We start from the raw sequence: 22,380 nt of genomic DNA, 5'->3' as shown, positions 1-22,380 counted from the left end.
TTTTGGGGAGATTCACGACAAGCCGTCTCGCTGTAGTCGTGCAGCGCAGTCGATCGATGTACCGGCAACGAACCCGGCTCAATCATCTGGGAACGAGACCATGGCCACCAGACAGACCAGCTCGCTCGCGCGCTTCATGATCGCGCCGTCCGTCATCCTCCTGTTCATCTGGATGATCGTGCCGCTCGCCTTCACGCTGTGGTTCTCCTTCCAGCAGTACAATCCGCTGAACCCCATACGGGACGGCTTCGTCGGCTTCTCCAACTACACGCTGTTCTTCAGCAATCCCGCTTTCCTCGCCTCGATCGTCAACACGCTGCTCATCGTCGTCAGCGTGCTCGCCATCACCATCGTCGGCGGCATCCTGCTGGCGCTGCTGCTCGACCAGCCGATGTGGGGACAGGGGATCGTGCGCATCCTCGTCATCTCGCCGTTCTTCGTCATGCCGCCCGTCGCGGCGCTGGTCTGGAAGAACATGATCATGCATCCGGGCTACGGCGTGCTGGCCGACATAGCGCGCTTCTTCGGGCTGCAACCGGTCGACTGGTTCGCGCAGCTGCCGCTGTTCTCGATCATCCTCATCGTGGCCTGGCAATGGCTGCCCTTCGCGACGCTCATCCTGCTCACCTCTTTGCAGTCGCTCGACGGCGAGCAGAAGGAAGCGGCGGAAATGGACGGCGCCGGCGTGCTCAGCCGCTTCTGGTACCTGACGCTGCCGCATCTCATGCGCGCCATCACCGTGGTGGTGCTGATCCAGACGATCTTCCTGCTCGGCGTCTACGCGGAAATCCTCGTCACCACCAATGGCGGCCCGGGCTATGCGTCCACCAACCTGCCCTTCCTCGTCTACCAGAAGGCGCTGCTCGAATTCAAAATCGGCCAGGCTTCCGCCGGCGGCATCATCGCCGTCATCCTCGCCAACATCGTCGCCTTCTTCGTCATGCGGGCGGTCGGCAAGAATCTGGACAAGTGAGATGAAGCGCTTCGTCTCCGTGTTCCCCTCCCCCTTGCGGGGAGGGGTCAGGGTTAGGGGTTCCGCCGCGCAAGGCGTGCCCTTCCTACCCCCACCCTTTATCCCTCCCCACAAGGGGGAGGGGGTCGTCGTCGCCGCGTCCGATCCGGCAGACAGGGAGCTTTGACATGGCACGCGCAGTCACCACACGGCACAAGACGATCGTCACCGCCGCGGCCTGGATCGTCGCGCTCCTCATCTTCTTCCCGATCCTCTACACCATCATCACCTCGTTCAAATCGGAGCAGGAGGCGATCCAGGGCTTCAACCTGATCCCCTCCGGCACGACCGAGAGCTATGCGGAGGTCCGGGCGCAGGCGGGATATTTCCACTTCTTCCTGAATTCGGTGATCCTCGCCGTCGGCTCGACGATCCTGGCGCTCGCCGTCGCCATCCCCTCGGCCTGGGCCATGGCCTTCTCGCCGACCCGGCGGACCAAGGACGTGCTGATGTGGATGCTCTCCACCAAGATGATGCCGGCGGTGGCGGTGCTGTTTCCGATCTACCTTATCTTCCGCGACACCGGCCTGCTCGACAGCCGCATCGGCCTCACCGTCATGCTGATGCTGATCAACCTGCCGATCGTCATCTGGATGCTCTACACCTATTTCCGCGAGATCCCGGGCGAGATCCTCGAAGCGGCGCGCATGGACGGCGCCTCGCTGTGGAACGAGATCGTCTACGTGCTGACGCCGATGGCGATCCCGGGGATCGCCTCCACCACGCTGCTCAACATCATCCTGGCGTGGAACGAAGCGTTCTGGACCATCCGCCTGACGACGACGAACGCGGCGCCGCTGACCGCCTTCATCAGCTCGTTCTCCAGCCCGCAGGGGCTGTTCTGGGCAAAGCTGTCGGCCGCCTCGACGCTGGCGATCGCGCCCATCCTCGTCATGGGCTGGTTCAGCCAGAAGCAGCTCGTGCGCGGCCTGACATTCGGCGCGGTGAAGTAGCAATCCCCGGGGAAGAAACCATGGGCAAGATCACGCTCAGGAACGTGCACAAGTCCTTCGGGGCGACGACCATCATCCCGAACATCGACCTCGACATAGAGGACGGCGAGTTCGTGGTGTTCGTCGGGCCTTCCGGCTGCGGCAAGTCGACCCTTCTCAGGCTGATCGCCGGGCTGGAGGACGTGTCCGGCGGCACCATCCACATAGACGGGCGCGACGTGACCGACGAGGCGCCGGCCAAGCGCAAGCTCGCCATGGTGTTCCAGTCCTACGCGCTCTACCCGCACATGACGGTGGCCAAGAACATCGCCTTCCCGCTGAAGATGGCCGGCGAGAAGCCCGAGGCGATCGAGAAGAAGGTGCAGGACGCGGCGCGCGTGCTCAACCTCACCAACTATCTCGAAAGACGGCCGGGCCAGCTTTCCGGCGGCCAGCGGCAGCGCGTCGCCATCGGCCGCGCCATCGTGCGCCAGCCGAGCGCCTTCCTGTTCGACGAGCCGCTGTCGAACCTCGACGCGGCGCTGCGCGGCACGATGCGGCTGGAGATCAGCGAACTGCACCAGCAGCTCAAGACGACGATGATCTACGTCACCCACGACCAGGTGGAGGCGATGACCATGGCCGACAAGATCGTGGTGCTGAACGCCGGCAATATCGAGCAGGTCGGCTCGCCGCTCGACCTCTACAAGAACCCCCGCAACCTCTTCGTCGCAGGCTTCATCGGCTCGCCCAAGATGAATTTCGTGACCGGCGAGCCGGCCAGGAAGGCGGGCGCGGAGACCATCGGCGTGCGGCCGGAGCATGTCTCGGTGTCGACCAGCGGCGGCGAGTGGAAGGGAACGGTGGGCGTCGCCGAGCATCTCGGCGCCGACACCTTCATCCATGTCAACACCGACGCCGCCTGCACGATCACCGTGCGGGCGTCGGGCGACATGCCGGTCAGCCATGGCGATACGGTGTTCCTGACGCCGGACCCGGCGCGCATCCACAAATTCGGCGCGGACGGCAACGCGCTCGGCGGCTGAACGTGAGCACGTCCATGAAAAGGGTCGCGTAGCATGACCACGAAGCTCTCCGCCGCCAATCTGGAAAGCCTGCCGGCGAAGGTCGCGCGGCCGTCCTACCGCGCCGCCGACCTCAGCGCCGGCATCCTGCATTTCGGCGTCGGCAATTTTCACCGGGCGCATCAGGCCGTCTATCTCGACGCGCTGTTCAACGCCGGGCGGGACCGCGACTGGGCGATCGTCGGCGCGGGCGTGTTCGAGGCCGAAAAGCGGGGCCGCGACCTTTTGCAGGCGCAGGACTGGCTGACGACGGTGGTCGAGCAGGACACCGGCCATATGGGGGCGCGCGTCACCGGCGCGATGGTAGATTTCCTGACGCCGGGCGACGGGGCGGCGATCGTGGCGAAGCTCGCCGATCCGGCGATCCGCATCGTCTCGATGACCATCACCGAGGGCGGCTATTTCATCGACGCGGCGACCGGGCGTTTCGACCCGGCGCATCCGGCGATCGTCGGGGACGCAGGGAAACCGGAGGCGCCGCGGACGGTGTTCGGGCTGATCCTCGCGGGGCTGAAGCGGCGCAGGGCCGAGGGCACGCCGCCCTTCACCGTGATGTGCTGCGACAACATCCCCCATAACGGCCATGTGACGCGCGACACGGTGTGCGGGCTGGCGCGGCTCTCGGACCCGGCCTTCGCGGACTGGGTGAAGGAGAACGTCGCCTTCCCCAACGGCATGGTCGACCGCATCACGCCGGCGACGACCGACCGCGAGCGGCAGATTCTGGCGCGCGAGTTCGGCGTCGAGGACGGCTGGCCGGTGTTCTGCGAGCCCTTCATGCAATGGGTGCTGGAGGACGACTTTCCGCTCGGCCGTCCGGCGCTGGAGACGGTCGGCGTGCAGTTCGTTGACGACGTGTCGCCCTTCGAGCTGATGAAGATCCGCATCCTCAATGGCGGGCACGCGGCGATCGCCTATCCGTCCGGGCTGATGGACATCCATTTCGTGCATGAGGGGATGGAGAACCCGCTGGTGCGGGGATTTCTGAAGAAGCTGCATGTCGAGGAGATCATCCCGACCGTCCCGACCGTGCCGGGAACATCGCTGGAGGACTATCGCGCGCTGATCGAGCGGCGTTTCTCCAATCCGAAGATCGGCGACACGATCCGCCGGCTCTGCCTCGACGGCTCGAACCGGCAGCCGAAATTCATCATCCCGACCATCGCCGACCGGCTGGAAGCCGGCGCTTCGGTCGAGGGGCTGGCGCTGGAATCGGCGTTCTGGTGCCGCTACTGCCACGGCACCACGGAATCGGGCGCGGCGATCGAGCCGAACGATCCGAACTGGGACAGGCTGGTGCGGACCTCGAAGGCGGCGCGCGACGATGCGCGGGCATGGCTGGCGATGGACGACATCTACGGCGCGGTCGGCCGCTCGCCGGTCTTCGAGGCGGCCTTCGCGCGGCATCTCAAGGCGCTCTGGGCGGACGGCACGGCGAATGTGCTGACGCGCTACCTTGCCTCCTGACATCGCCGCTTCCACCCGGCGGCGCACTGCGGTAGCGTCGCGGCAACGGAGGAGCGGAGGACAGCATGGATCTCGGACTGCGCGGCAAGGTGGCCGCCATCACCGGCGCGAGCGTCGGCATCGGACTCGGCGTCGCGGAAGCGTTCGCGCGGGAGGGCGCGCATGTCGTCATGGCGGCGCGCGGCGGGGAAAGGCTCGAAAGCGAGGCGAAGCGCATCGCCGATGCGTTCGGCGTCCGCACGCTGGCCGTCGCCTGCGACGTGGCGACGGTCGAGGGCGCGGACACGCTGGTGGCGGCGGCGCGAAAGGAGTTCGGCGGGGCCGACATCCTCGTCAACAATGCCGGCACCGGCTCCAACGAGACGATCATGGACGCCCCCGACGAGAAGTGGCAGGCCTATTGGGAGCTGCACGTCATGGCGGCGGTGCGGCTCGCGCGCGGCTTCGTGCCGATGATGCGGGAACGCGGCGGCGGCGCGATCCTGCACAATGCCTCGATCTGCGCCGTGCAGCCGCTCTGGTACGAGCCGATCTACAACGTCACCAAGGCGGCGCTGCTGATGTTCTCGAAGAACCTCGCCAACGAGGTGATAAGAGACAATATCCGCGTCAACACCGTCAATCCCGGCCTGATCCTGACGCCGGACTGGGTGAAGACGGCCAGGCAGCTCACCGCCGACAGCGGCGGCGACTATCAGGCCTATCTCCAGTCCGTCGCCGACGAGCACGCGCCGATCAAGCGCTTCGGCACGGTGGAGGAGCTGGCAAACTTCTTCGTCTTCCTCTGCTCCGACCGGGCGAGCTATTCGGTCGGCTCGACCTATCACGTCGATGGCGGCATGCTGCGGACGATTTGAGATTCGGGTGATGCCTGCCTGCAAACAAAGAGAGCCTGCGCTTCCGGTGCTCACGTGCGAAAATGTACGCTCCGCTCCGGTGCTCGACTCTCTTTGTTTTCGTCACGGCCTGACCCGAATCCCGAAGTCGCGCCGGGAGGCACACAAGCCTGGGAGGGGCGTGTAGGATGCTCGTCATCTTCGACTGCGACGGCGTGCTGGTCGACAGCGAGCCGATCTCGATCGCGGTGCTGCGCGGCGTGCTGGCCGGAAGCGGCGTGGCGATGACGGAGGGCGAAGCCTATGACCGCTTCCTCGGCAAGAGCATGGCGACCATCGCCGAGATGCTGCATGCCGAGTTCGGGCTGGTCTTCACCGACGCGCATCTGGAGCAGGTGCGGGCTGAACTCTTCCACCGCTTCGAGGCCGAGCTCACGCCGATACCCGGCATAGGCGAGGCGCTGAAGCGGCTCGACGCGGCGTGCTGCGTCGCATCGTCGAGCCAGCCCGACCGCATCCGCCTGTCGCTCCGGGTGACCGGCCTGCTGGAAGTGCTGGAGCCGCATATATACAGTGCCACCATGGTGAAACGCGGAAAGCCCTTTCCGGATCTTTTCCTGCATGCCGCCCGCGACATGGGCCATGCCCCCGAGGACTGCATCGTGATCGAGGACAGCCCGGCCGGGATCGCGGCGGCCAGGAGCGCGGGAATGCGGGTCTTCGCCTTCACCGGCGGCCTGCATGCCGCCCGGCCCGGCTTCCGCGACGATCTCGCCGCGCTGGGTCCCGACCTGATCTTCGACGACATGCGCCGGCTGCCCGGCCTGCTCGCCGGACGCGGCGCCCAAGAAAACCCGTGATGCGGCCCGTCGTCTGCGCCGTCGACGTGGGAACGGGCTCCGCCCGCGCCGGCATCTTCGACACCGAAGGCAATCTGCTCGGCCGCGACGACGCGGCGATCGAGATGCGGCAGGTGCGGCCCGGCGAGGCCGAGCACGATTCCGAACAGATATGGAAGGCGGTCGGCGCGGCGGTGCGCGCCGCGCGCGAGACCTCCGGCGCGGCGCCGGAGGATGTCCGCGCCATCGCTTTCGACGCGACCTGCTCGCTGGTGGTGCGGGACGCCGGGGGCGGACAGCTTCCCGTATCGCCCGACGGCGAACGGCGCTGGGACACCATCGTCTGGCTCGACCACCGCGCGCTGGAGGAGGCCGGCGAAGCGACCGCGACGCGCCACCCCGCCCTTGCCGCCGTCGGCGGCACCATGCCGCCGGAGATGCAGATCCCGAAGCTGATGTGGCTGAAGCGCCGGCTCCCGGAGACGTGGAACGCGGCGCACGGCATCTTCGACCTGAGCGACTTCCTCGCCTTCAGGGCAAGCGGCAGCGGCGCACGCTCGCAAAGCACGCTGGCCTGCAAATGGAACTGGCGGCGGGACATGCCGGGCGGTTGGCCCGCCGAACTGCTCGAAACGCTCGGCATTTCCGACATGGCGGAACGGGCGGGCCTTTCCGCCGGCGCCGTGGCGGTCGGCAGCCCCCTCGGCACGCTGACGCCCGAAGCAGCCGCCACCCTCGGCCTGACGACGGGCTGCCTGGCGGGCGCGAGAATGGTCGACGCCTATGCCGGGGCGCTCGGCAAGCTCGGCTATCTGCCGGCGCGCGACCTCGAAACGCATGCCGCGCTGATCGCCGGCACGTCGAGCTGCGTGATGTTCGCCTCCGCCGCGCCGACCCATTTCGGCGCGGTCTGGGGTCCGTTTCCGGACGCCGCCCTGCCCGGCCTGTGGATGAGCGAGGCCGGACAGTCGGTGAGCGGGGCGCTGCTGGACCACATGATACGCCTGCGCGGCATGGAGCCCAACGCGGCGACGCACCGGCGGATCGCGGAGCGGATCGGTACCCTCCGCCTGCTGGAAGGCGCGGACTTCGCCGGCCGCCTGCATGTGCTGCCGGATTTCCACGGCAATCGCGCGCCCTTCGGCGACGCCCGCGCGCTGGGCGTCGTGCACGGACTGGCGCTCGACACGTCCTTCGACAGCCTCTGCCGGCTCTACTGGCGGACCTGCGTGGCGATCGCCCTCGGCATCCGCCACATTCTCGACGCCCTGCGGCAGGCGGGACGCGAGATCACCACGCTCCATATTGCGGGCGGCCATCTGAAGAATCCGCTGATGATGGAGCTCTACGCCAACGCGCTCGGCTGCCGCGTCATGCAATCGGCAGCGCCGGAAGCAGTGCTGCTCGGCACGGCGATGGCCGCGGCGGCGGCGGGCGGCCTGCACGAGAACCTGGGCGCGGCGGCGCGCGCGATGGGCAAGCCGGCAACGCCGCGCGACGGCGATCCCACCGGCGCGGCCTACGAGCGCGACTACCGCATCTTCCTCGAAATGCATCGGCACCGGCAGCAGATCGACAGGATATAAGAGGTCCCGAACCGTGGGGCCGGCCTGCTGGATCAACATTTCCCGGCCGCCATGTCTTGCCAGCCTCTCCATTTGTGCTTTAAAGCCCGCGCTCCCGCGACGAGATCCAAGAGCCTTTCAGGGTTACACGGAATCGTTCTGCCGGAGAGCATTTGGTCCCAGGGTCGAGGGTTTCGGCGAAGGGCGTGGTGGCGCCACGGCCGAGCCGAAAGCCGAAGGAAATGGGCCAAATGCACCCGGCCCGAAGGGTTTGCCGCTGGCGGACGCCCGCTTTGTCGGCCGGATTTGGCCGTACCCCCGGTACGACCTGCACCGGCCTTCGCGCGGATCGTCCCCCCATCGGACAAACAGAACCGTTTCCGGGTAACCCTGAAAGGCTCTAGACCGTCGCCTTGATGAGCCGGCCGCCATGTCCGACGCGGCCATACCGGAACGACGGAAATGTCTGCGATCGCAACCGGCGCCGAAGCGCCGGCAAACCCGTGGCGTCAGGAAACCAAGGCGATGCTCGCGCTCGCCTGGCCGATGGTGCTCACCAATCTCGCGCAGGCGGCGATGACGGCGACCGACGTGATGATCATCGGCCGGCTGGGGGCGGAGGCGCTGGCGGCGGGAGCATTGGGGTCCAATCTCTATTTCGCGCCGCTGATCTTCGGGCTCGGCCTCGCCTATGCGACCGCGCCCATGATGGCGACAGAGCTCGGCCGAAGGCCTCATTCGGTGCGCGACGTGCGCCGCACCGTGCGGCAGGGCCTGTGGCTTTCGGCGCTCGTCTCCATCCCCATCTGGGTGCTGCTGTGGAACGCGGAGAGCGTGCTTCTGCTGATGGGGCAGGACCCCTCGCTGGCGCGCGAGGCGGGCATCTATGTCCGCGGTCTGCAATGGGCGGTGCTGCCCTTCTACGGCTACATCGTGCTGCGCTCCTTCATCTCGGCGCTGGAACAGCCGCGCTGGGCGCTGATCATCATGGTCATCGCCGTCGCGCTCAACGCGCTGCTCAACTGGATGCTGGTTTTCGGCAAGCTCGGCGCGCCGGCGCTTGGCATATTCGGATCGGGGCTGGCCACCAGCATCGCCAGCGGCTTCATGTTCATCGGCATGGCGGTGGTGGTGATGGTGCATCCGAGATTCCGCCGCTACCATCTGTTCGGCCGCTTCTGGCGCGCCGACTGGCCCCGCTTCCGGGCGCTGCTCAAGCTCGGGGCGCCGATCTCCGGCATCCTCGCCTTCGAGGTGACCGTGTTCAACGCCGCCGCCTTCCTGATGGGCCTGATCGGAGCGGCGCAGCTCGCGGCGCACGCCATCGCGCTGCAGATCTCGTCGGTGACCTTCATGATACCGCTCGGGCTCTCGCAGGCGGCGACGGTGCGCGTCGGGCTGACGCACGGCGCCGGCGACCCGGAAGGCGTCAGCCGGGCCGGCTGGACGGCCTTCGTGCTCGGCGTCGCCTTCATGGCGCTGATGGCGCTGATGATGATCAGCGTCCCGAAGCTGCTGATCGCCGCCTTCATCGACATCGGCGATCCGGCCAACCTGGCCGTGGTCGGCTATGCGGTGACCTTCCTCGCCTTCGCGGCGCTGTTCCAGGTGGCGGACGGCGCGCAGGTGGTGGGCGCCGGCATGCTGCGCGGCCTGCACGACACGACGGTGCCGATGGTCTACGCGGCGATCGGCTACTGGGGCATAGGGCTGACGCTGGGCGTCCTGCTCGCCTTCCAGTTCGGCTTCGGCGGGGTCGGCATCTGGCTCGGCCTGTGCGCCGGGCTGGCGGTGGTCGCCGTGCTCCTGATCTACCGCTGGACGCGGCGCGACCGCCTCGGCCTCTCCACCCTACGCAAGGCGGTTGCATGACGGGCAAGGATCGGCTTCTCATCAGGTCCGCGTCCGCATTTCCGCGACGCTGACGTCCGAAAGGCCGACATGCCTGCGCCAAGAGTGGTCATCGACCTCGACATCATCGCCGAAAACACGCGCAAGGTGGCGGCGGGCCTCGGCGAAGGCGTCGCCATATTCGGCGTGACCAAGGCCACCTGCGGCTCGCCGCTGGTGGCCCGCGCCATGCTGCGCGGCGGCGCCGTCGGGCTCGCGGATTCGCGCCTCGACAATGTGCAGCGCATGCGCAACGCCGGCATCACCGCGCCGATGCTGATGCTGCGCATCCCCTCGGTGAGCGAGGCGCCGGAGGTGGTCAGGCTCTGCGACATCAGCCTCAATTCGGAGGCCGCCGTGCTCGACGCGCTGGCCGGGGCGGCAGAGGAGCAGGGCGTCGTCCACGACGTGATCCTGATGCTGGAGATGGGCGACCGCCGCGAGGGCGTGCCGCCGGAGGACCTGATCCCGCTGGCGGCGACGGCGATGAAGGAGCCGTCACTGAGGCTCGCCGGGATCGGCGCGAACTTCATGTGCGCCAGCGGCGTCATGCCGACGCGGCAGAAGCTCGAAAAGCTCTGCAACCTCGCCGACGAACTGGAGCAGCGCTTCGGCCAGAAACTCGACTACGTGTCGGGCGGCAACTCGTCGAACCTCGCGCTGATGCAGTCGGAGACGATGCCGGAACGCGTCAACATGCTGCGCATCGGCTCGACCATCCTCAGGGCCGAGAACTCCTTCACCGGCGGCGTGCTGGCCGGCTATGACGACGGCGCCTTCACGCTGGAGGCGGAGCTGGTCGAGATCAAGACCAAGCACTCGCTGCCGGACGGCGAGACCGGGCCCGACGCCTTCGGCAATCGCGTCGTCTTCGAGGATCGCGGCGCGCGGCTGCGCGGCATCGTCAACCTCGGACGGGTCGACATGCGGCCGGAGGGCCTGAAGCCGCGCCACCGCAATGTCGAGATCGTCACTGCGTCGAGCGACCATCTGATCGTCGACATCACCGAGGCGAAGAAATTCGCGGTCGGCGACGTGATGCGATTCGAGATGGATTACGGCGGGCTCGTGCAGTCCATGCTGTCGCCCTACATCGAAAAGGCGCTGGCCGGGCGCGAGACCGTCGCGCCGCGTCCGACCGCCGTCCGGCTCATCGCCGCGCCCGACATCCACGACCGCGACGAGACGCGCGCCTTCGTCGCCGGCGTGCTGGAACTCGGCTTCGAGGTGAAGCGCGACGGCATGCCCGAGGCCGCCGACCTGCCGGTCTGGATCATCCCCGATCGCGCGGGTATCTTCGAACTGCTCGACACGGCCGACGACGAGGCGGTCGAGTCCGGACTCCTGTGGATGGATTCCGATCCGGGCGAGATCGGCCGCGCCGCCAATCCGGAAGCCGCCGCCGTGTTCGGCATCCAGCGGGCGACGAAGGAGCAGGCGCGCATGATCGAGGAACGCGCCATCCTGGCGCTGACCATGGAGGACGTCGACCTCGTCGGCATACGCGAGGCGGCGCGCAAGGCGATCCAGCGCGTCACCCAGACGACTGACGGCTTCGCGCTGGTGCTCAACGCCTCCGTGGCGCGCGGCATGGGCGACGATCCGCGCGAGGCGGGCCTTTCCTACCGCGAATGCTCGGCGATGATGGAGCGCGTCGCGGCGAGCCAGGAACTGCGCGCCATCGTGCTCTCCGGCATGGGGGAAAGCCCGACGCCCGGCGCGCTCGACGCCGCCTTCGGCTATCTGCTCAGCGCGCTCGGCAAACGCATCCTCGGCGGACGCGCGGAATAGCGCGACGCTTTTCCGGCCTGCCGGAGACACTGTAACGACGGCTCGCGAACTCGTTACAGCATCGCCAGCATTTCCACGGCAAAGGCATGCAATCGTTACACAAATGTCGTCCACGCGGCACAAAACCGGCGTGAAACAGCCGTATTGTCCCTTTTGACTCGACACTGGCAACAATGCCTGCGAATGTTTTGCAGGTGCGCACTAAAGCTGGGCTTGGATGAGACAGGGCTTGGGGGTTCTGGTCTTGGCGTTCGGCGCATTTTCCGCGCTGACGCAGGCCGCACTGGCGGAGACGCGGGCGCTCGTCGTCGGCGTGTCCGGCTATCCGGCATTGGCCGAGCCGCTGAGGCTGACCGGGCCGAAAAACGACAGCCGCGAATTCGCCAATACCATCGTGCGTCTCGGCGTGCCCGCCGCCAACGTCACCGTGCTGGCGGACGGGGTTTCCGGGCTCGCGGACGGCATCGCGACCGACGGACCGGGAACCAAGGCGGCGATCCTCGCCGGCCTCGACCGGCTGGCGGAGGAGAGCAAGGCGGGCGATCTCGTCGTCTTCTACTTCTCCGGCCACGGCTCGCAGCAGCCGGACCTCGACGGCGACGAAGAGGGCAATGCCGACGAGATCTTCCTGCCCTACGATGTCGGCAAATGGGGCAAGGACGGCGTCGAGAACGCCCTGATCGACGACGAGCTTCGCGGCCGGGTCGATGCGATCCGCGCCAAGGGCGCGGACTTCTTCGGCGTCATCGACGCCTGCCATTCCGCCACCGGCTTCCGCGACATTCCCGGACAGGACGCGCGGTCGCGCGAGGTCGATCCCGCCGATCTCGGCGTGCCGGATTTCTCCCCGGCGCAATCGCGCGCCGTCCTCGACGCAGCTCCCGCGCAGAGTGACGGCAGGCGCGGCCGCGCCGCCTTCTTCTACGCCGCGCAGGAGAGCGAGGAGGCGCTGGAAAAAGTGCCGCCGAACGGCGAGGAAGGCCAGAATTTCGGTGTCTTCACCTACAATCTCGTGCGCCGCATGAACGAGACGCCGGCGCTGACCTATCGCAACCTGCATCAGGCGGTGATGGCCGACATCAAGCGCAACACGCTGATGTCGACGCAGACGCCGGAGATCGAGGGCGACCTGATCGACGAGCCGGTGCTCCAGCTTTCCGGCGCGACGGCGCGGCGCCAGTGGCAGATCTTCGGCGGCAAGATGCAGGGCGGTCAGTTCGACGGCATCACCGCCGGCTCGATCGTCGGCCTCTATGCCGATCCGGCGGCCGATGACGGCGACGCGGTCGCTTACGGCAAGGTGGAGCAGGCGGGCGCGACGCGCAGCGTGGTGACGCCCACCGGCTATCCCTGCGACGATGACGGCTCCTGCCCCGCGCCGGCCGACGAGGCCGCTTTCAAGAAAGGGCGCTTCGCGCGCCTCGCGCAGCCGGGCATCGACCTGACGGTCAGCCTGTCGGAGCCGGTGCGCATCGATGCCGGCGACGGCCACGACTACGCGCCGGCGATCGCCGCGCTCAACGCCGCCGTGGGCGCACCGCCGCTCAGCGCCCGCGTCTCGCTGCGGAAAAGCGGCTATGACGTGGCGGTGGCGCTGGTGGACGGCAAGCTCGCCTTCGCGCCGAGCGCGGGCGCGATCGACGCCAACGGCCCCGGCTCCTCGCCGCGCCTGACGCTGCCGGCCGATCCGGCGCAGGCGGCGGCTGCGGTTTCCGACGCCGTGTCGCGCATCGGAAAAGTGCTCGCGCTGCAACGGCTCGGCGACAATGTCGAAGGGCTGAAGGATGTCGGCTTCTCGACCGAGATATCCGTGGCGAAGGCGAAGCCGTCCGCGATCAGGGACGGCGTCTGCTCCACCGACCGCGCGGACTACGAGCCCGCCGTGGCGGCGGGCGACGCGCCGCGCTTTGCCGAATGCGATATCGTCTCGGTCGCCATGAAGAACGGGGGCAGGAAGCCGCTCGACGTCACCGTGCTGCTCGCCGCGGCCGATTTCTCGCTGACGCCGGTCTGGCCGCAGGACGGCGCGTCGAGCCGCATCCTGCAATCGGAGAGCAAGACCGCCGAAATGCTGCAGATGGCGCCGGGCGCGCCAAACGCGGCCGACGAGCGCCTGATCTTCCTGGCCGTGCCGGGCGTCGGCCGCGCCAGCGTCGTCTTCGACAATCTCGAACAGGAGGGTCTTCGGGCCGCGCCGGACGATCCGGCCGGGATCGCCGCGCTGCGCGACCTGCTCGCGACGGGACTGAACGACATGAGCCGCGCCACGACGACGGCGCCGGCAAGGATCGAGGAGGAAATGTCCATCAGCGTCCGGCCTTTCCACGTGGAGAAGGGCAGGAACGGCTGAGGAACGAAGGAACTGGCGTCGGCAGCGACGCCTCGCAGTATCCGAATACCGGGCTCGCTTGTAAGGGAGGCACCGGAATGCGGATTGCCGGGAGGTCGGAGGACCCTCGGAACGTGACTGAAAACGTTAGACAGAGGACTGACACCATGAAGAAACTGGCAATTGCAGCACTGTTCGCCGCCACCAGCCTGACGGCCGGGGCATCGATCGCACAGGATGCCGCCAAGCAGGACCTGACCCCTGCCCAGCAGACCGAGAATCGCCTGATCCTCGAGACGGCGCGCAACCTCGTCAGCTACGGCGAGGCCAAGTCGGACGCGCTGGCGCTCGTGACCGCCGCCAAGATGATGGCGAGCGTTCCGGGCAAGGTGCTGGCCGACGACGCCAAGGGCGAGGCGGGCGCGGACAAAGCGGCCGCCTTCGACATCGAGGGCGTGCTGAAGAAGGCCGAAGATCTGGCGCAGGGCGACGAGCTGATCGCCAAGGTCGCGGCCGACACGCGTGCCGCGGCGGCGGCCAACTCCAAGGCCATCTGCTACTGGGAATACTACTGCTACTACAATGGCTGGTGCGAATACGCCTACGCCTGCTGGTAAGCAGCGCTCAACTCCCGAAGTCAAACGCCCCGCGGCTCACGCCGCGGGGTTTTGTTTTATGCGGCGGCGAACCTCAATGCGGAAAGTCCCCTCTCCGTCTCGGGCTTCGCCCTCGCCACCTCTCCCCAGAGGGGCGAGGAACCCAAGCTGGAAAAGCGCCGGCATCGCGGCAGCAGTTCCTCGCCCCTCTGGGGAGAGGTGTCACGCGCAGCGTGACGGAGAGGGGTCCTATCCACCGCGCCTCCGCACGACCGGATCTTCCCGCCAACACCTCCTACGAAACATGATGCCAGGGGCACATCCTGCGCGCGCGAAAACGATTTGGATGCTATAGGCTAGCTGCCGCAGGAGGACTTCGCACACGATGAGCATAGCCCAGACAGACATAGCGCGGCGCGTCTACAACCACACCTGGAAGCTCGATCCGATCGTCCGCAGCCTGCTCGACACGGATTTCTACAAGCTGCTGATGCTGCAGATGATCTGGGGCATGTATCCGGATGTCGACGCCACCTTCTCGCTGATCAACCGCACGACGTCGGTCAAGCTCGCCGAGGAGATCGACGAGGGCGAACTGCGCGCCCAGCTCGACCATGCGCGCGAGCTGAGAATCTCGAAGAAGGAGATGATCTGGCTCGCCGGCAACACCTTCTATGGCCGCAAGCAGATCTTCGAACCGGAATTCCTCAGTTGGCTGGAGGATTTCCGGCTGCCGGAATACGAGCTGCGCAAGCAGGACGGCCAGTACGAGCTGAACTTCTACGGACCGTGGAAATATACGACGCTCTGGGAGATTCCGGCGCTCGCCATCATCAACGAGCTGCGCTCGCGCGCCGCGATGAAGGGGCTCGGTCCCTTCGCGCTGGACGTGCTCTACGCCCGCGCCAAGGCGAGAATGTGGGACAAGACCGAGCGGCTGCGGGCGCTGCCCGACATCAAGATCTCGGATTTCGGCACGCGGCGACGGCACAGCTTCCTTTGGCAGCGCTGGTGCGTGGAAGCGCTCAAGGAAGGCATAGGCGACGCCTTCACCGGCACCAGCAACGTGCTGCTCGCCATGGACACCGACCTCGAGGCGCTGGGCACCAACGCGCACGAACTGCCGATGGTGTTCGCCGCGCTGGCGAAGAGCGAAACGGAGCTGCGCGCCTCGCCCTACCGGGTGCTGCGCGACTGGCAGCGCTACTATGGCGGCAACCTGCTGATCGTGCTGCCGGATGCGTTCGGTACGGCGGCCTTCCTGCGCGACGCGCCGGACTGGGTGGCCGACTGGACCGGTTTTCGCCCGGACAGCGCCCCGCCCATCGAGGCCGGCGAGCGCATCATCCACTGGTGGAAGCAGAAGGGGAAGGACCCGAAGCAGAAACTGCTTATCTTCTCCGACGGGCTCGACGTCGAAACGATCGAGGAGACCTACAGGCATTTCCACGGCAAGGTGCGCATGGCCTTCGGCTGGGGCACCAACCTGACCAACGATTTCGAGGACTGCGCGCCGGTGGAGACCGACGGGCTGAAGGCGATCTCGCTGGTCTGCAAGGTGACGGAGGCGAACGGCCGGCCGGCGGTGAAGCTCTCCGACAATCCGGAGAAGGCGACGGGCGATCCGGAGGAGATCAAGCGCTACCTCAGGATCTTCGGCAACGAGGCCCGCGAAGCGCACAAGGTGTATGTGTAAGGTCAGCGCAGGCCCGATCCGGGCGGCGGCGGCGCTGGCCTTCTGCCTCCCGCCGGATGCCGCATTCGCCCACGCCTCCGACCGCGGCCATGTGCTGCTCCTGCCGACAGGGCACTATCTGGTCGGCGGCGCCGTCGCCGTGGCGGCGAGCTTCCTCGCTCTGGTGGTCCTGCCGCCGGCCTTTGCGGAGCGCCTTGCGGCGCGGCGGCTGAAACTCTTCGCGAGCCCGGAGCGGCTGCGCATCGTCACCAGCAGCCTCGGCTTCCTGTTCTTCATCGCGCTGGTCGTGGCGGGATTCGCCGGCAGCCGCGATCCGCTGTCGAATCCGCTGCCACTGGTGGTGTGGACGCTGCTCTGGGTCGTGCTGACGCTGGCGCAAGGGCTGATCGGCGATGTCTGGCGCTGGATCGACCCATGGTATGCGCCGTGGCGGCTGGCTTCGGCGGTCGCCGGCGGGCGCACCGTCCGCCTGCCGACGGGCTGGGGCTACTGGCCGGCCTTCATCGGCTTCGCCGGCTTCGCCTGGTTCGAGCTGATCCACCCCGCGCCGGACGATCCGGCGGTGCTTGCGGCCGTCGCAGGGCTCTACTGGCTCGCCAGCTTCGCGCTGATGCTGGTCTTCGGCCACGAAGCGTGGAGCGGCAGGGGCGAATTCCTGAGCGTCTTCTTCGGCATGGTTTCGCGTTTCGCGGTGCTCGGCAGGGACGGTCCGGACGGCAGGACGATCGATCTCGGCTGGCCCGGCGCGCGGCTTTCACGCGCCGTTCCGCTGCCGCTCAGCGGCGTCGCCTTCCTGCTGCTGACGTTGAGCTCCGTGTCGTTCGACGGCCTGTCGCGGACCTTCTTCTGGCTTGGCCTGAACGGCGTCAATCCGCTGGAGTTTCCCGGCCGGACGGCGATGATGGCGATCAACAGCAACGGGCTGGCGCTCGCCTTCGCCGCGCTCGCCATCGCCTTCCTCGCGGCGGTTTTCGCCGGCGAAAGGCTGGTGTGGAGCCGCCTGCCCCTCGGCCAGTCGGCGGGCCTGCTCGTCTGGTCGATCGTGCCGATCGCGCTCGCCTATCACTTTTCGCACTATCTGGTCGTGCTGCTGGTCAACGGCCAGTATGCGCTGGCCGCCCTCTCCGATCCTCTCGACCGCGGCTGGAACCTGTTGGGGACGGCGGACCTCCACGTCCATGCGGCGATCGCGGCGGGGTCCGGCGCGGCCTGGGTGGTGTGGAACCTGCAGGCCGCCGCCATCATCCTCGGCCATATCCTTGCCGTGCTGATCGCGCATGGCCTCGCCTACCGGCTGCATCCCGACACGAAGAACGCGACGCTCAGCCAACTGCCGCTGACGCTGCTGATGATCGCCTACACCGTGCTCGGCCTGTGGCTGCTGTCGACGCCGACCGGCACCTGAGACGGGCGGCCTACTCCTCCGTGCTGCCCTTCCACACCGCCATGGCGTAGGCGATCGCCGCGCAGCTTGCCACAAACAGGACCGTGAACATCCAAACCTCCATGAAACGCCGTGGAGGATGAATGCCGGCGGCCCGGAAAGGTTTCACGGCGCCGGACGGATCGGGCGGCATGGCGTGATCGGCGCAGCCGGCATCTTGACGCCCGGCCGCGAATAGATCGAACTGGCCGATGACGGCATCCGCCGTTCCACAAGCCTGCGAAAAACGACGAGGGGGGAGAATGACCGTCACTCTGCGCACCGTGAACATCCCGGATTTCGGCCTGCCGCTGGAGCGTCCGGCGATCCCCGCCGCCACCTACGCCGCGCGCTGCGACACGGCGCTGAAGCGCTCCGGCGCGGACTGGCTCGTCGTCTATGCAGACCGCGAGCACGCGGCCAACATCGCTTTCCTCACCGGCTTCGAGCCGCGCTTCGAGGAGGCGCTGCTGCTCCTCGGCAAGGGCGGCGAGAGGATCGTGGTGACCGGCAACGAGAGCATAAGCTACACGCCGGTCGCCGGGCTGCCCGGCATGGCGACGATGCTCGCGCAGTCGCTGAGCCTGATGGCGCAGGACCGCACGGAGAAGCCGGACCTCGTCGCGGTGCTGCGCGAGGCAGGCCTGAAGACCGGCGATGCGGTCGGCCTCGTCGGCTGGAAATATCTGGAGGCGGCGGAGTGGGCCGCGCCGACGCCGACATTCCTGGCACCCGCCTTCATCGTCGACGCGATCGCCGCGATCGCCGGCCGCGATGCGCTTTCGGATGCGACGCGCGTTCTGATGCACCCGACGGAGGGACTGCGCGCGGTGGTCGACGCCGACCAGATCGCCGAGGCCGAATGGGGCGCGGCGCGCTCGTCCATGGCGGTCTGGCGCATCGTCAGCGGTTTTGCGCCGGGCGACAGCGAACTCGCCGCCGCCGCGCGCATGGGCTATGCGGGCGAGCCGATGTGCTGCCATCCGATGCTCGCCACGAACGATCGGAGCGGCCCGGTGATAGGCTTGCGCAGCCCCACCGCCCGCGTGCCGAAGAAAGGCGACGGAGCCACCACGGCGGTCGGCTACTGGGGCGGCCTCACGGCGCGCGGCGGCCTGATCGCGGAATCCGACGACGCGTTCCTCGACGTGGCGAAGGCCTATTTCCGCGGCATCGCCGCCTGGTACGAGACGGCGGCGATCGGCGCGGAGGGCGGGGCCATCCACGAAGCGGTGGTCTCGACGCTGGCGCGCGGCAAGCTGCGGCCCGCGCTCAATCCCGGCCATCTGGTCGGCCTCGACGAGTGGATGCATTCGCCGATCCGCCCGGGCTCGACAGACCGCATCGCCTCGGGCATGCCCTTCCAGGTGGACATCATCCCGGCGCCCATGCCCGACGGATGGACGCTGAACTGCGAGGACTCGGTGACGTTCGCCGACGCCGGCCTGCGCGCGGAGCTGGCGCGAAAGCATCCCGCGCTCGCCGCCCGCTTCGAAGCGCGGCGGCGTTTCGTGGCGGACGATATCGGCATCGCGGTCAGGGAGGACATACTGCTGCTCTCCGCCATCCCGCTCTGCCTGCCGCCCTTCTGGCTGGCCAGCGAGAAACTGCTCGCCCGCGGTTGAAGCGGCACTTTATGCGGTCAACCGGCCGGGGGCGGAGCGGAAAGGCTGCGGACCGGGACGACGACCGGGTGATCGCCGAGCTTCCCGACGCGGGCCTCGACGCCATAGGCCGCCTCTATCAGGTCCGGCGTGACGATGGCCGGCGGGCCGTCGGAAACGAGCGCGCCGCCGCTCAGCATGACGATGCGGTCGGCGTAGCGCATGGCAAGGCCGAGATCGTGGATCGCCACGACGCAGCCGACCTCGCGCGCGCGAACGATGCCGGAGACGATTTCGAAGGTCTCGAGCTGGTGGCGAAGGTCCAGCGCGCTGGTCGGCTCGTCGAGCAGCAGCAGTCTCGGCTCCTGCACGAGAGCCCGCGCCAGGAACACGCGCTGGCGTTCTCCGCCGGAGAGGCGCGAGAGCGGCCGTTCGGCGAGATGCAGCAGCCCGAGACGTTCCAGCGTCTCGAACACCACCTGCCTGTCGCGACGGTCCGTGCCGCTCATATGAGGCAGCCGTCCGGCAGTCACGCATTCCGACACCGCGCAGTCGACGATCTCGGTGACCTGCTGCGGCATGTAGGCGGCTATGCGGGCGATCTGGCGAAGCGAGAGCCTTCCTATCGGCTCATTCGCCAGAGCCAATGTCCCGGCTGACGGCCTGACCAGCCCGTTGAAGCTGCGCAGCAGCGTGCTCTTGCCGGCGCCGTTGGGGCCGGTCAGCGCGACGAGTTCGCCGCAGGCGATCGAAAGATCGATGGCCCGGAGGATCTCGCGTCCCTGCCGGCGCACGCAAAGCCCCCTCGCCTCGACGATCATGCGCCTGCCCGCCCCCGGCTGCGCATCACGAGATGCAGGAAGACCGGCACGCCGAGATAGGCGACCGTGATGCCGACCGGCAGCACCGTGGGCGCGAACAGCAGCCGCCCGGCCGCGTCGGCGGCGAGCAGCAGCCATGCGCCAACGATCGCGGAGAACGGCAGGAGCAGCCTGTGGTCGGTCCCGATCATCATGCGCGCCATATGCGGCGCGACCAGGCCGACGAAGCCGATGACGCCGGTGAAGCTGATCACCGTCGAGGTGAGCAGGACGGCGACGATGCACAGCACGAAGCGGACGCGCTCAACCGGAACGCCGAGGCTGCGCGCGAAATCGTCGCCGCCGCTGGCGATGGCGTTCAGCGACCACGCATGGCGGAAGAAAAACGGCCAGGAGACCAACGACACGACCGCCATTGCGACCACCGCCGGCCATCCTGCCCGCGTCAGGCTGCCGAAGGTCCAGTGAACCACCGAGGCGAGCTGCTCCTCCGAGGCGAGGAACTGGATTGTCGCGGTGCCCGCCATGAACAGGTACATCAGCGCGATGCCGGTGAGGATCACGGTTTCAGGGGAGGTTCCGACCCGCAGGCCGGCACCGAAGACCACCACGGCGCAGGCGAGCGCGAAGACGAAGGCGCTGGCGACGATGAGCCACTGCCCGCCAGCGGACTGGCCGAAACCGAATATGATGGCGAGCGACGCGCCGAAAGCGGCGGCGGCGGAGATGCCCAGCGTGTAGGGACTGACGAGCGGGTTGCGCGTGACCCCCTGCATCACCGTGCCCGCCGCGCCGAGCGCGGCGCCACCGAGGATGGCCATGGCGATGCGGGGCAGGCGCAGATGGCTTACAACGGTCACGTCGCTGGGCTTCAGATGGTCGGGCAACGACGCGCCAAGCTTGTGGGCGAGGATCGCCGCGACCTCCCGCATGCCGAGGCCGGACGCGCCGATGGTCGTGCACCAGAGCGCCAGCACGATCACGCCGGCCAGTCCGGCCGCGACCATCAGCACGCGCGAACGAAAGCGGCGCAGGTTGCGCTGCGCCGCGGCGCCGGCAAGACCGGCGCCTGCCTCGACCATCATCTAGAGCCTTTCATGGCTACCCGGAACCGTTCTGCCTGAGAGCATTTGGTCCCAAGGTCGAGGGTTTCGGCGAAGGGCGTGGTGGCGCCACGGCCGAGCCGAAAGCCGAAGGAAATGGGCCAAATGCACCCGGCCCGAAGGGTTTGCCGCTGGCGTACGCCCGCTTTGTCGGCCGGATTTGGCCGTACTCCCGGTACGACCTGCACCGGCCTTCGCGCGGATCGCCCTGCCATCTGACAAACAGAACCGTTTCCGGCTAACCATGAAAGGCTCTAGTTCCCTGCGACGTAGGTGTGCTGGCCGGGATAGGTGCGGCCCTGCCAGACCTCGATCCACTCCTTCATCACCGCATCGGGATCGACATCCTGGAAACGGCCGGGGTGAAGCCACTTGGCCAGTTGCAGCGCGCCGATCATCTTGGAGACGCCGCCTGCCACGTAGTAGCTCATCAGGAAGACTTTTCCGTTCTTCACGGCATTGCTGTCCGCCAGCGCCGGCCGCGCCTTCAGGGAGTCCGCAAGTTCCCTGGCCTTGTCCACGGGGACGGGAGCGAGAACCGCGGGCGTCAGCCGCAGCACGACATCGGGATTGGCGGCGGCGACGGCTTCGGACTCGACGGTATAGATGTTGACGTTGCGGTTGGATTCCGGCAGCGACGCCACATCGACATCGCCGAAGAGGCTCCGGCCGCCGGCCGCGGCGATCATGTCATGCCAGCCGGACCCCTTGAGCACCGTCACGTTCTCGCGGTCCGCCTCGAAATAGACTTTCGGCGTCTCCACGCCCGCGGTGCGCTCCGCAAGCAGGTCGATATGCCTGCGATAGAAGGCGTTCAGGTCCGCGGCCTTTTCCGTCTCGCCCGTGAGCTTGCCGAGAAGCTCGACATTCTCCTCGTGCCTGAGCACGTCCCACCCGGTCAGCACCACCACCGGAATGCCGAACGGGGCGAGCTTCTCGCGCGCCTCCTGCCATGCGCCGTTGCGCGGGATGATGAAAAGATCGGGGTCCTGGGCGACGACCTTCTCGTAATCGATCTCGCCCTGATTGGCGGCGACGACCCTGGCCTCGTCGACTTCCGGCCAGTAGTCGCGATCGTTCCACGCGTCGCGGTCGAGGCCGACGATGGCATCGGAGCCGGCGACGGCGCGCACGAATTCGGTGTTGTAGCGGTTGAGCGCGACGATGCGCTTGACCGGGCCGTCAAACGTCGCCTGATAGCCGCCTTCGTCGACTATGGCGATCTGTTCCGCCGACGCCGCAAAAGGCGCAAGCGCCAGAATCGCGGCAAGCAACAGGCCGGGCACGGCACGGCGGTGAATGAACTGGACCATCTCAATTCCCCCATAAACTGGATAATCTTAGTCATATTTTTTGCCGCACCCGGCGGCAACGAGGAAAAGTGGTTTTTC

At 67.6% G+C, this 22,380-nt stretch carries 18 protein-coding genes; 14 read left to right on the top strand and 4 right to left on the bottom strand.

What is annotated here, in order from left to right; all coding sequences use genetic code 11:
• Window positions 1–100: 100 nt before the first annotated feature.
• The 13 genes from M9955_10435 (at window position 101) to M9955_10375 (ending at window position 17,443) form a co-directional block, all read left to right on the top strand.
• A complete protein-coding gene (locus M9955_10435; protein ID MCO5082058.1) occupies window positions 101–973 on the top strand; it encodes a sugar ABC transporter permease in 873 nt (290 codons plus the stop codon).
• 167 nt (window positions 974–1,140) lie between these two features.
• Window positions 1,141–1,965: a carbohydrate ABC transporter permease gene (locus tag M9955_10430; protein ID MCO5082057.1), complete on the top strand. Its 825-nt coding sequence runs from the start codon at window positions 1,141–1,143 to the stop codon at window positions 1,963–1,965.
• Window positions 1,966–1,985: 20 nt separating this feature from the next.
• Window positions 1,986–2,990 carry an ABC transporter ATP-binding protein gene (locus M9955_10425; GenBank protein ID MCO5082056.1) on the top strand — a complete coding sequence of 335 codons (1,005 nt, stop codon included), beginning with the start codon at window positions 1,986–1,988 and terminating at the stop codon, window positions 2,988–2,990.
• Window positions 2,991–3,023: 33 nt separating this feature from the next.
• Window positions 3,024–4,496, top strand: coding sequence for a mannitol dehydrogenase family protein (locus tag M9955_10420; GenBank protein ID MCO5082055.1), 1,473 nt, complete (start codon window positions 3,024–3,026; stop codon window positions 4,494–4,496).
• Between the two features lie 65 nt (window positions 4,497–4,561).
• Window positions 4,562–5,353: an SDR family oxidoreductase gene (locus tag M9955_10415; protein MCO5082054.1), complete on the top strand. Its 792-nt coding sequence runs from the start codon at window positions 4,562–4,564 to the stop codon at window positions 5,351–5,353.
• A gap of 167 nt (window positions 5,354–5,520) precedes the next feature.
• Complete coding sequence (locus M9955_10410) at window positions 5,521–6,192, top strand: HAD family hydrolase (GenBank protein MCO5082053.1); 672 nt, start codon at window positions 5,521–5,523, stop codon at window positions 6,190–6,192.
• On the top strand, window positions 6,192–7,757 hold the full coding sequence (locus tag M9955_10405; protein ID MCO5082052.1) for an FGGY family pentulose kinase: 1,566 nt from the start codon (window positions 6,192–6,194) through the stop codon (window positions 7,755–7,757). The genes M9955_10410 and M9955_10405 overlap by 1 nt, the downstream gene beginning before the upstream one ends.
• Before the next feature lie 441 nt (window positions 7,758–8,198).
• Window positions 8,199–9,608 carry an MATE family efflux transporter gene (locus M9955_10400; protein MCO5082051.1) on the top strand — a complete coding sequence of 470 codons (1,410 nt, stop codon included), beginning with the start codon at window positions 8,199–8,201 and terminating at the stop codon, window positions 9,606–9,608.
• Between the two features lie 69 nt (window positions 9,609–9,677).
• The gene (locus M9955_10395) at window positions 9,678–11,417 is read left to right on the top strand and encodes an alanine racemase (protein ID MCO5082050.1); all 1,740 of its coding nucleotides are present in this window, start codon (window positions 9,678–9,680) and stop codon (window positions 11,415–11,417) included.
• A 217-nt stretch (window positions 11,418–11,634) separates the two neighbouring features.
• Window positions 11,635–13,767, top strand: a complete 2,133-nt coding sequence (locus M9955_10390; protein ID MCO5082049.1) for a caspase family protein — start codon at window positions 11,635–11,637, stop codon at window positions 13,765–13,767.
• A gap of 146 nt (window positions 13,768–13,913) precedes the next feature.
• Window positions 13,914–14,363: a hypothetical protein gene (locus tag M9955_10385; protein MCO5082048.1), complete on the top strand. Its 450-nt coding sequence runs from the start codon at window positions 13,914–13,916 to the stop codon at window positions 14,361–14,363.
• A 370-nt stretch (window positions 14,364–14,733) separates the two neighbouring features.
• Window positions 14,734–16,038 carry a nicotinate phosphoribosyltransferase gene (gene pncB / locus M9955_10380; GenBank protein ID MCO5082047.1) on the top strand — a complete coding sequence of 435 codons (1,305 nt, stop codon included), beginning with the start codon at window positions 14,734–14,736 and terminating at the stop codon, window positions 16,036–16,038.
• Window positions 16,031–17,443 (top strand): hypothetical protein, encoded by a 1,413-nt coding sequence (locus M9955_10375; protein MCO5082046.1) that lies wholly within the window; start codon window positions 16,031–16,033, stop codon window positions 17,441–17,443. The genes pncB and M9955_10375 overlap by 8 nt, the downstream gene beginning before the upstream one ends.
• Before the next feature lie 10 nt (window positions 17,444–17,453).
• Here M9955_10375 and M9955_10370 read toward each other — a convergent pair whose 3' ends face one another.
• Window positions 17,454–17,735 (bottom strand): hypothetical protein, encoded by a 282-nt coding sequence (locus tag M9955_10370; GenBank protein MCO5082045.1) that lies wholly within the window; start codon window positions 17,733–17,735, stop codon window positions 17,454–17,456.
• On the opposite strand from M9955_10370, the gene M9955_10365 reads away from it, so the two are divergent.
• Entirely contained in the window at window positions 17,725–19,086 is a 1,362-nt protein-coding gene (locus tag M9955_10365) for a Xaa-Pro aminopeptidase (protein MCO5082044.1), read from the top strand. The genes M9955_10370 and M9955_10365 overlap by 11 nt on opposite strands.
• 17 nt (window positions 19,087–19,103) lie before the next feature.
• On the opposite strand, the gene M9955_10360 is transcribed toward M9955_10365, so the two are convergent.
• From M9955_10360 to M9955_10350, 3 genes are all read right to left on the bottom strand, one after another.
• Window positions 19,104–19,886: an ABC transporter ATP-binding protein gene (locus M9955_10360; GenBank protein MCO5082043.1), complete on the bottom strand. Its 783-nt coding sequence runs from the start codon at window positions 19,884–19,886 to the stop codon at window positions 19,104–19,106.
• Window positions 19,883–20,971 (bottom strand): iron ABC transporter permease, encoded by a 1,089-nt coding sequence (locus M9955_10355; protein MCO5082042.1) that lies wholly within the window; start codon window positions 20,969–20,971, stop codon window positions 19,883–19,885. Before M9955_10355 ends, M9955_10360 begins: the two co-directional genes overlap by 4 nt.
• Before the next feature lie 272 nt (window positions 20,972–21,243).
• Window positions 21,244–22,302 (bottom strand): ABC transporter substrate-binding protein, encoded by a 1,059-nt coding sequence (locus M9955_10350; protein ID MCO5082041.1) that lies wholly within the window; start codon window positions 22,300–22,302, stop codon window positions 21,244–21,246.
• Window positions 22,303–22,380: the final 78 nt, after the last annotated feature.

It is taken from the genome of Rhizobiaceae bacterium (assembly GCA_023953845.1).
Lineage (GTDB): Bacteria > Pseudomonadota > Alphaproteobacteria > Rhizobiales > Rhizobiaceae > Arvimicrobium.
This window is presented reverse-complemented; position numbering and strand designations above follow the sequence as displayed.

What these genes read in the sequence shown, in the direction of transcription:
- M9955_10365 (MCO5082044.1), top strand. Translation starts at nt 17,725, where the DNA reads ATGACCGTCACTCTGCGCACCGTGAACATCCCGGATTTCGGCCTGCCG.
- M9955_10420 (MCO5082055.1), top strand. Translation starts at nt 3,024, where the DNA reads ATGACCACGAAGCTCTCCGCCGCCAATCTGGAAAGCCTGCCGGCGAAG.
- M9955_10425 (MCO5082056.1), top strand. Translation starts at nt 1,986, where the DNA reads ATGGGCAAGATCACGCTCAGGAACGTGCACAAGTCCTTCGGGGCGACG.
- M9955_10415 (MCO5082054.1), top strand. Translation starts at nt 4,562, where the DNA reads ATGGATCTCGGACTGCGCGGCAAGGTGGCCGCCATCACCGGCGCGAGC.
- M9955_10390 (MCO5082049.1), top strand. Translation starts at nt 11,635, where the DNA reads ATGAGACAGGGCTTGGGGGTTCTGGTCTTGGCGTTCGGCGCATTTTCC.
- M9955_10430 (MCO5082057.1), top strand. Translation starts at nt 1,141, where the DNA reads ATGGCACGCGCAGTCACCACACGGCACAAGACGATCGTCACCGCCGCG.
- M9955_10405 (MCO5082052.1), top strand. Translation starts at nt 6,192, where the DNA reads ATGCGGCCCGTCGTCTGCGCCGTCGACGTGGGAACGGGCTCCGCCCGC.
- M9955_10395 (MCO5082050.1), top strand. Translation starts at nt 9,678, where the DNA reads ATGCCTGCGCCAAGAGTGGTCATCGACCTCGACATCATCGCCGAAAAC.
- M9955_10400 (MCO5082051.1), top strand. Translation starts at nt 8,199, where the DNA reads ATGTCTGCGATCGCAACCGGCGCCGAAGCGCCGGCAAACCCGTGGCGT.
- M9955_10350 (MCO5082041.1), bottom strand. Translation starts at nt 22,302, where the DNA reads ATGGTCCAGTTCATTCACCGCCGTGCCGTGCCCGGCCTGTTGCTTGCC.
- M9955_10410 (MCO5082053.1), top strand. Translation starts at nt 5,521, where the DNA reads ATGCTCGTCATCTTCGACTGCGACGGCGTGCTGGTCGACAGCGAGCCG.
- M9955_10435 (MCO5082058.1), top strand. Translation starts at nt 101, where the DNA reads ATGGCCACCAGACAGACCAGCTCGCTCGCGCGCTTCATGATCGCGCCG.
- M9955_10360 (MCO5082043.1), bottom strand. Translation starts at nt 19,886, where the DNA reads ATGATCGTCGAGGCGAGGGGGCTTTGCGTGCGCCGGCAGGGACGCGAG.
- M9955_10375 (MCO5082046.1), top strand. Translation starts at nt 16,031, where the DNA reads ATGTGTAAGGTCAGCGCAGGCCCGATCCGGGCGGCGGCGGCGCTGGCC.
- M9955_10385 (MCO5082048.1), top strand. Translation starts at nt 13,914, where the DNA reads ATGAAGAAACTGGCAATTGCAGCACTGTTCGCCGCCACCAGCCTGACG.
- M9955_10355 (MCO5082042.1), bottom strand. Translation starts at nt 20,971, where the DNA reads ATGATGGTCGAGGCAGGCGCCGGTCTTGCCGGCGCCGCGGCGCAGCGC.